The organism is Acinetobacter sp. UBA2063 (assembly GCF_002333245.1).
Lineage (GTDB): Bacteria > Pseudomonadota > Gammaproteobacteria > Pseudomonadales > Moraxellaceae > Acinetobacter > Acinetobacter parvus.
Map to the genome: position 1 here is coordinate 1 of NZ_DDAH01000048.1, position 8,562 is coordinate 8,562.

The window sequence follows — 8,562 nt, forward strand, 5'->3', positions numbered from 1 at the left end:
TTACGGCTATTCGGATAAAATAATCCCAATCTGCTAAATATCGCTAGCCCCTCTTTAAAAGAGAGGAATTTCAACGGAATTTAATAGATCAGGTTCTAGGAGGGCGTAAAATTTCCTGCCAATAGCCAGCAAGATGTCGAGCCTGATAATCGGTATGTTGATAGGAATCAGGCTCTAAAAATGAGGAATAGGATAAACTGGGTGCCTGTTGATCAAGGGCAAGATTGACTGTCTGGCAATTTGAGGGACTATTGCAGTCCTGACAATGCTGATCACTATGCATTTTTCCATCATGACATTTTGTCAAACTGATCGTATCAACATGCGACCCAGACATATGATGAGGTTGATCCAGCATAGGTTGCTCATGGCAAGGCATTGTTTGAGCGGTTGCATAAGATTTTTGAGGAGATTGAATTGCCTGAACTGCTGCAACAGCCACACCACTCCCCCCGATGAAGAATATCATCAGGAATACAAACCACAGATGTTTGTATTTTTGGCGCAGTTGCACGTTAGATGTCCTGTTTCAATGATCAAACTAAGTCAATATACTTAGCATAATTTCTTTCATACTTATACACAATCAGCTTCATGTTTCAATTCTGATCATTTAGAGTCAGTTTAAAGAAACCTGCTGATTTATCATTTAATTTCCAAACAAATAAAAAATGGATAAAAATAAAGCAAAATAAATAAGTTGGCGCATAAAAAAGGACAGATATTTGTCCTTTTTCCATTATTTTGCTGTGAATATAAACAACTGAAATCACTTTGTTTATTTTAACAACAGTTTATCCACTTGCTTATCAACACGGTTATCCACCCAGTTATAAACAAAGTTATCCACACCTTAAATCTCTACCTGATTCACTTTTGCCAACTCCGCACGCATCTGATCAATCACCGTTTTATAATCGGGTTGACCAAAAATCGCTGAGCCAGCCACAAACATATCCGCACCCGCTGCTGCAATTTCACCGATATTGGCAGGGCCAACACCACCATCCACTTCCAGACGAATATCACGACCGCTGGCATCAATAATCTGACGTGCCTGACGTAATTTTTCCAAAGTCATTGGAATGAATTTCTGTCCACCAAAGCCAGGGTTTACACTCATCAACAGGATTTGATCCACTTTATCAAGCACATAATCCAGATAGTGCAACGGCGTGGCTGGGTTAAATACCAAGCCAGCTTTTGCTCCACCCGATTTGATCAATTGTAGCGAGCGATCAATATGGTCTGATGCTTCTGGGTGAAAGGTAATAATGTCGGCACCTGCCTCCAGAAAATCGCCAATCATACGGTCCACAGGCGAAACCATCAAATGCACGTCAATCGGCGCCTTGATACCATAATTTTTCAGTGCCTTGCATATACCCGCACCAAAGGTCAGGTTAGGTACATAGTGGTTATCCATCACATCAAAATGCACAACATCTGCGCCTGCCGCCAACACTTTTTCTACCTCTTCACCTAAACGCGCAAAATCAGCAGATAAAATCGACGGTGCAATTAAATAAGGCTTGGACATGGATAACCTGACGAATACTGAGAAAATGATGGGTAAATTATAGCAAATTCATAACACTTCCGTCTGTAGTTAGCCTGCTGGCATTGCAAACTTGCAACAGCCCATTTCATGAGAACTATTTTCATTTACAATTGAAAACCAGCAGGAAGATGTTACCCATTTGGAGCAGGTGGTACTTGCTCATTTAAACCGTATGGCTCAACAAGAATTTTTAGTTGAATGGCAACATCATTAAAAAGAAGCTCATATGAACTTCCAGTATTTAGCTTAATGCCTTTTCTAACTGAATGGCATGAAACTGTAGATGGTCATCAATAAAACTTTGAATAAAGTAATAGCCATGATCATAACCTTTGTGCAGGCGTAGGGTGAGAGGCTGACCAGCATCGAGACAGGCCTGCTTAAATTTCTCAGGATTCAACTGCGCATAGAACTGGTCATCCAGTCCCTGATCAATCAGGATTTCCTCAAAAACTCCACCCTTTTGCTGGACCAGAGCAGTCGCATCGTGTGCTGACCACTGTTGTTGATCAGTACCTAAATATTGGCTAAATGCCTTTTCTCCCCAAGGGCAGAGACTTGGTGCACAAATGGGCGCAAAGGCGGAAACCGACTTAAATTGCTCAGGATATTTAAATGCCAGCGTCAATGCACCATGCCCACCCATTGAATGACCAAAGATTCCAACTTGATTTTCAATCACTGGAAACTCCTGCAATATGTGCGCATACAACTCATCAACAATATAGGATTCCATTTGATAATGTTCAGCCCACGGTTGCTGTATCGCATTCATGTAGAAACCTGCACCCTGCCCAATGTCCCAATGATCTCCTTGCGCCACATCCTCTCCACGCGGTGAGGTATCTGGTGTAATTAAAATCAGGCTTAAACGTGCAGCCATACGTTGTGCATGTGCCTTGATTGCAAAGGTCTCTTCAGTACAGGTCAGGCCAGCAAGATAGAATAATGCTGAACATGGCTTACCCTCTAAAGCAGCTGGTGGCAGATAAACCCCAACCTTGCTCAGCCCTTTGAGATGCTGGGAATCAATCTGGTAAATCCGTTGCTCACCCTCAAAACAACGATTTTTTTGCAGTAGTTGCATATTTGTTATCCTGTGTTTTTGTAGTATCTGTTGTTGTCATATTTTGTGTAGGGAACAAATAAGGCTCCAGTTGTGGCAGCATTAATTCCATATTACGCCCAATTGACCATTGCGGTTCTGATGGTTCAAAGCCCTGCGCAGTTTCCCATTTGGTCACTGTTTGTCTGGCCTGCTCAAATGCCTGCTTGATTGAAGACTGCTCACGCATTGCCAGATCAAAAAATGCCCGACCAAAATAGGTATAGTCGGCCTCACTATTACAGCCAAATGAGGTTTTATCTGCTGCTGATGCGGTAATGATCAATGTTTCAGGTGACTGCAAGGCAGGAATAAAGCTGCCCGAATAACAGGCCGAAATCACGATCACACGCCAGCGAATTCCAGACTTATCCAGTGTTTCACGCAGCCATTTCGGGTCAACCTGCCCAAGCTCTAGCGGCGCATTTTCAATTTCAAAATGATTCCGTTCGCCATGTGAAGTCATATACAGGAATAGCACATCACTGTCACGGTTCATTTGCTGGCCAATACGGCGCAAAGCCAGTTCCATACTGGTTTTAGAAGCGATTGGCACCTCCAGACGTGTGGCAGGGTTATTGATCAACATCAGCGAACGGCCAAAGGTTCCAAAACGGGTATCAAACTGCTCTTTTATCCGCTCAATTTCCGACTTGAACACATCAGCATAACTATCTCCCGCCACTCCCATAAAATACCAGTGGCTTTGGGCGATATCGCCATATTGTATTTGATCCAGTGCCGTCTCAAGCAAATGGCCCTGCGCATAAAATGCCTCTTCACTGAAACTTGGCGGTGTTTGCTCCACTTTCCAGACTGGCTGGTCCTTAACAGATAATTGCCATACCACCATTGTGGCAATAGTTGCCACAATCACCAGTACACGCTCCCACCACGGCCATTTTAATGCACGGGAAAAAACCCAGATGACTGCCAGACTCTGCCAGACAAACAAGCCAACAAAAAATGGGGGTAAAAAACCATTATAAATACTGTCAGGGATAAAGTTCAGGTAACCATTTGATCCAAGATACTGAATCAGGCATTGTAACAACAGAATATTGGTATCAAGCACCAACCACAGCAATGCAGGCACCAGCATCAGGCGAGGTTGGTTCATGCGCTGGGAAAGGAAAATACCGACAATTAAGGCAATAAATGGCCACAGTGCATATCCAATCAACCCCTGGGGATTAAAGTCCCCCATTTGCCCAGCAACCAGCCAGCCATAAAGCGAGTTGGTACATCCACCCAGAATTCCCCACAGAATCAGTTGGGTGATTGAAGGATGTACCACCTGTAGGGAACGGCGTGACCCCAGAAACAACCACATTCCAGCAATTTGGTTACTTTTAAAATCGTGCCAGATATTAATGGAGGGCTTGAGGTCTATCATAAAATTCTTTAGGTATTTCTCTTTTCAAGACAAAACTGAAAATCTACTTCTTCAAAATAAGCATCACTTTTCTAAAAATTGAGATGCTCAGCTCTAGTGTAAGCGTGACAAGAATTTTTTAGCAATCATGCTTTTGCACTATATCACAAATCTTTACTGTGCATTGACGCAAGCCAAACAATCAACTGAATCCGATGAGGATTTGAACTTAAACTTTGGCAAAATAAGCATCAAAACGACAAGCATCACCTAACCACTGATGATCAGGAACTTGCTCAGCGAGAAAAATAGCATGCCGTGGGCGTTTCACAATCACACGTTTTGCCACCTGCTTAGCCAAAGCAAGCAGTTGATCACCTAAATCCATTTCACCATGCTCAGGTAACAACAAGTGCAATAATTGCATTTGTTTCTTCACTTGGGCTTGTTTTTTGATTGCTTGATGATTTTGATCACGTTGAGGAAACATGGGATCTAAATACACCACATCAACGGACTGATCTTGTTGTTTAAGCTGTTCTAAATAAACCGCTGAATCAGCAAAAACGAGTTCTATACGTGACATCGTTAGCTGTAAAAATGCATCTTGCTCTGCTTGAACTTTCGCATCTTCTAATAAACAAAATAGAATCGGATTCCGTTCGACCAAATGAACCTGTGCGCCTAAATGCGCCATCAATAAACTGTCATGCCCCAAACCCGCGGTTGCATCAACCAAATTCGGTTTCTCAGCCAATTGACATGCGCGAGCGAGCATTTCCGACTTAAGACTAGCACGCTTTAAGCGTGGAATTTCTGCCTGCCAATCAGGTCGCATTTTCATGCCGTTGGCACATAACCACAAACCCGATGCATCAACGCATAAAGCAAGTTCAGGGTTCAAACGTAAAAATCGAGCATTTAATTGCTCGACCAGACAAAGCTCGACCACCACCCCACGTAAAGAAAGCACAGTTTGATAGTGCTGTGCTTTCTCGACTTCTGAGCTTTCAAAAAATAAGCGAAACTCGCCTACCATAATTTCCAACCAGTAAAGAAAAGTAATAAAATGAGTAGACCCGATGCAATTCGATACCACGCAAAAACCATAAAATCACGCTTAGCCACATAAGCAACCAGTGCACGAATCAACAGTAAAGCCGAGATAAACGAAACAATCAGGCCAACCGCAAGTACGATCCAATCATCGAAACCATCAAGTACATGATAACTCTGATACAAGTCCAATAAACCTGCACCAATAATTACAGGAATACCGAGGAAAAAGGAAAATTCGGTTGCTGCTTTACGTGATACACCTAAATACATTGCACCGATAATCGTTGCGCCTGAGCGAGATGTTCCTGGGATCAAAGCCAGCACTTGAATTAAACCAATCCAAATAGATTGTTTAAAAGTGATATTTTCCACTTCAACGGCCTTAATCTGAGGGGGATTTTTCTCCACCCAAATAATGATTAAGCCACCAATAATCAAACCTAAAGCAACCACAAGATCATTAAAGAGCACTTCTTTAATCGTTTGTCCAAAGGTTAAACCGACCAAGACAATTGGGATCGAAGCAAAAATGAGACTAAAGCCCAAACGGCGCCCTTTTTCTTCGCCAGTGACCATACCAGTTGCAGCATTCCACAAGCGTGACCAATACTCATAGATCACAGCAGCAATCGCGCCGATCTGAATCAAGACGACAAAAACAGCACTTTTTTCAGGTGTCCAAAAGTCCATTAATTCCGATGCCAAAATCAAGTGACCTGTACTTGAAATCGGTAAGAACTCGGTAATACCTTCAACAATACCCATGATCGCTGCTTTAAGCAGCAGTAACAAATCCATATTTAACCCGCTTTACCTTGTTCTGGAATTTTTTTCCATGCATCATCGCGCAAATAAACTGGCAATGCATATGCTGCATCTACCCATTTTTGTTCTGCTGCATAAACCATCGCAATACTGGCAATATCTTGTGCTGTTGCCACAATTGCTTGTGATTGTGTTTTTTCTGACTGAATTAACGCGGCCCCTGAACCCACTGCAATATATTTGCAATAGGCTGTGGCTTGCTCATATCCCAATAATTTTTCATCATCGACTGCCTGCATGACACCCTGCTCATCCAAGCTAAAATTTGCAATATACACTTCTTGCATTCGCGCATCTAACACAGCAGTTACTTGAATTAAGCCATGCAAACGATATGCTGCTTGTGCCAACGCTTGTAAACTGGAAACAGGAATGACTGGCAGATCATGTGACCAAGCCAATGCTTGCGCAACCGCAGCATTAATCCGTACACCACTAAATGAACCCGGTCCCCGACTAAAGGCAATTGCGGTCAAATCTTTAAGTTGATTTTGTGTTTGTAATAAAGCTTGTTCAATTAAAGGCAAAATCGTTTGTGTTTGTGCTTTTGCACGGCCATCTAATTGAAAATAGAGCTCTTGAGTCGCATCAATTAATGATACGGAACACTGCTCATTGGCAGTTTCCAATGCAAGCAACTTCATGCAAAAACCTTAAGCGAAGTATGATGAAAAACGAGCGATATCATACCCCACTCCATTCTGATATTCGAGTTGTTCTCTATTTTGATACAAAAAAGCCAAACTTCTGTTTGGCACATTTTACTTTGGATTAAGACACACTTAAAAATGAAATTCTTCTAATGCTAAAAAGTGCTTATAGTGTTCTGCATAATGCATAGCACTCCAACGCAAACGTTCAACATCCTGCTCATCAATCGTCTTTACAACTTTACCTGGCGAACCCATCACTACTGAATTATCAGGAATCACTTTACCCTCAGGGATCAATGTATTCGCACCAATAATACAATTTTTACCAATCACTGCTCGATTCAAAATCACAGCATTCATTCCAATCAAGGAATTATCACCAATGCTGCAGCCATGTAACATCGCCTTATGACCCACAGTGACATATTCACCAATATTGAGTTCAATCCCAGCATCCGTATGTACCACAGCATTTTCCTGAATATTGGAAAAATTACCAATACGAATAACACAATTATCTGCGCGAACTACAGCACCAAACCAGATACTCACTTGGCGACCAAACTCCACTTGACCAATAACCGTCGCGGTTGGAGCAACCCAGCCATCCCAAGGTTCATGTAATGCTTTCGGACTCAATCCTTGATACGTATACATCATGAGAAAATACTTCTTTAAAAATTAAAACTTAGACAGACCAAAATTAGGTGGATTGACTAGAAAAGGCCAGTTTTTTTTATGCCCTAAACCATATTGGAACAAAGAAACCAACATTCTCGCTGTTAAGCCCCAAACCACCTCACTCTCAACCTGCATACTTGGAAAATAAATGGATTGACGTGCCAGACGAACCTCATAGGGTAAAGGCGGCGCTTCTATTAACTGTTGTAATGGCACAAAAAAAATACGGTCTATTTCTGTGGGCTGGGCAATCAGTTCCACTTGGGCAGGAATCAAGCCAACGATTGGCTTAACCGATAACCCACTTCGCGCACGCTGAATCGGTAAGTCACCCAAAAGCTTGACATCAAATGGATTGAGCGCGGTCTCCTCATGTGCCTCACGCAAGGCCACCACAATATTGCTGGTATCACTTGGATCACGCTTGCCACCTGGGAATGAAACCTCTCCCGCATGTTGTGACAACTGCATGGAACGGCGGGTCAGCAAGACTTTCGGTTGGACTTCCTGAGTTATTGCAATCAAGACTGCGGCATCTGCCTGCTGGATTCGTTTGGAAAAACGCAACCGTTGTTGTAAAAGCTGTATTAACGACGGCTGTTCCATATCACTCATCTCTTCTTGTTACTTTCCTGATAAATCATCATAGCTGAAATTTGAGTTGTCAGTATAGATGATGATGCGAACAGATAAAAATTCAGTTATGCTGGGCTATCTCTACGGCTGATGATAATTATGAGCTTTTGTGTTGCATGCGGACATCAAACTGAGGCAAAAATTCCACTGGGTGATCATAAATTACGTTTGGTTTGCACAAATTGCGGCAATATTCATTATGAAAATCCCAAAGTAATCTGTGGTGCTTTAGCGCTTTGGGACAACAAGGTATTACTTTGCCGTCGGGCAATTGAACCCCGCTATGGTTTATGGACCTTACCCGCTGGTTATATGGAGCTGTTTGAAACCATGGAGCAGGGCGCAGCGCGTGAAACCCGTGAAGAGGCCGAGGCAGAGGTTGAGATTGAACAGCTTTACTGTATGTACAATATCCCCCGTATTGGGCAAATCTACGTCTTGTTCAAGGCACAATTAAAACAGGGACTATTTGGTGCTGGTGAAGAAAGCCTTGAATGTCGCTTATTTGAAGAACATGAAATTCCCTGGACGGAACTTGCCTTTCCGAGCGTAGAGCAAACATTAAGACATTATTTTACCGATCGTAAAAATGGGTTATTTCCATCTCATTTAGAAACATTGGGAACGCGTTTAGATCATACAGGTTAAATTGACATCCTCCCCGACC

General features: G+C 42.5%; 10 protein-coding genes and 1 pseudogene. 2 read left to right on the forward strand and 9 right to left on the reverse strand.

Annotated features, from left to right (window positions below):
• Positions 1 to 88: 88 nt before the first annotated feature.
• Positions 89 to 514, reverse strand: coding sequence for a hypothetical protein (locus B4H32_RS02350; protein ID WP_286799647.1), 426 nt, complete (start codon positions 512 to 514; stop codon positions 89 to 91).
• A gap of 339 nt (positions 515 to 853) precedes the next feature.
• A complete protein-coding gene (rpe, locus tag B4H32_RS02355; RefSeq protein WP_004799862.1) occupies positions 854 to 1,540 on the reverse strand; it encodes a ribulose-phosphate 3-epimerase in 687 nt (228 codons plus the stop codon).
• A 148-nt stretch (positions 1,541 to 1,688) separates the two neighbouring features.
• Here rpe and B4H32_RS02360 point away from each other — a divergent pair.
• Positions 1,689 to 1,775: pseudogene (locus B4H32_RS02360) on the forward strand (DUF2218 domain-containing protein); the annotation flags it as partial.
• Between the two features lie 27 nt (positions 1,776 to 1,802).
• On the opposite strand, the gene fghA reads toward B4H32_RS02360, so the two are convergent.
• From fghA to B4H32_RS02395, 7 genes are all read right to left on the reverse strand, one after another.
• Complete coding sequence (fghA, locus tag B4H32_RS02365) at positions 1,803 to 2,648, reverse strand: S-formylglutathione hydrolase (protein WP_286799649.1); 846 nt, start codon at positions 2,646 to 2,648, stop codon at positions 1,803 to 1,805.
• Complete coding sequence (locus B4H32_RS02370; RefSeq protein ID WP_004682987.1) at positions 2,617 to 4,062, reverse strand: C13 family peptidase; 1,446 nt, start codon at positions 4,060 to 4,062, stop codon at positions 2,617 to 2,619. Before B4H32_RS02370 ends, fghA begins: the two co-directional genes overlap by 32 nt.
• Before the next feature lie 208 nt (positions 4,063 to 4,270).
• Positions 4,271 to 5,080, reverse strand: a complete 810-nt coding sequence (locus B4H32_RS02375; RefSeq protein WP_286799651.1) for a class I SAM-dependent methyltransferase — start codon at positions 5,078 to 5,080, stop codon at positions 4,271 to 4,273.
• On the reverse strand, positions 5,074 to 5,898 hold the full coding sequence (locus tag B4H32_RS02380; protein WP_262450892.1) for an undecaprenyl-diphosphate phosphatase: 825 nt from the start codon (positions 5,896 to 5,898) through the stop codon (positions 5,074 to 5,076). The genes B4H32_RS02375 and B4H32_RS02380 overlap by 7 nt, the downstream gene beginning before the upstream one ends.
• 2 nt (positions 5,899 to 5,900) lie before the next feature.
• Positions 5,901 to 6,569 carry a tRNA (adenosine(37)-N6)-threonylcarbamoyltransferase complex dimerization subunit type 1 TsaB gene (gene tsaB / locus B4H32_RS02385; protein WP_262450891.1) on the reverse strand — a complete coding sequence of 223 codons (669 nt, stop codon included), beginning with the start codon at positions 6,567 to 6,569 and terminating at the stop codon, positions 5,901 to 5,903.
• A gap of 138 nt (positions 6,570 to 6,707) precedes the next feature.
• Positions 6,708 to 7,235 carry a gamma carbonic anhydrase family protein gene (locus B4H32_RS02390; RefSeq protein ID WP_262450896.1) on the reverse strand — a complete coding sequence of 176 codons (528 nt, stop codon included), beginning with the start codon at positions 7,233 to 7,235 and terminating at the stop codon, positions 6,708 to 6,710.
• Positions 7,236 to 7,259: 24 nt separating this feature from the next.
• Positions 7,260 to 7,865, reverse strand: coding sequence for a CoA pyrophosphatase (locus B4H32_RS02395; protein WP_392389557.1), 606 nt, complete (start codon positions 7,863 to 7,865; stop codon positions 7,260 to 7,262).
• A 129-nt stretch (positions 7,866 to 7,994) separates the two neighbouring features.
• Between B4H32_RS02395 and B4H32_RS02400 the strand changes: the two genes are divergently transcribed.
• Positions 7,995 to 8,543: an NUDIX hydrolase gene (locus tag B4H32_RS02400; protein WP_004682996.1), complete on the forward strand. Its 549-nt coding sequence runs from the start codon at positions 7,995 to 7,997 to the stop codon at positions 8,541 to 8,543.
• The last annotated feature ends 19 nt before the right edge of the window (positions 8,544 to 8,562 follow it).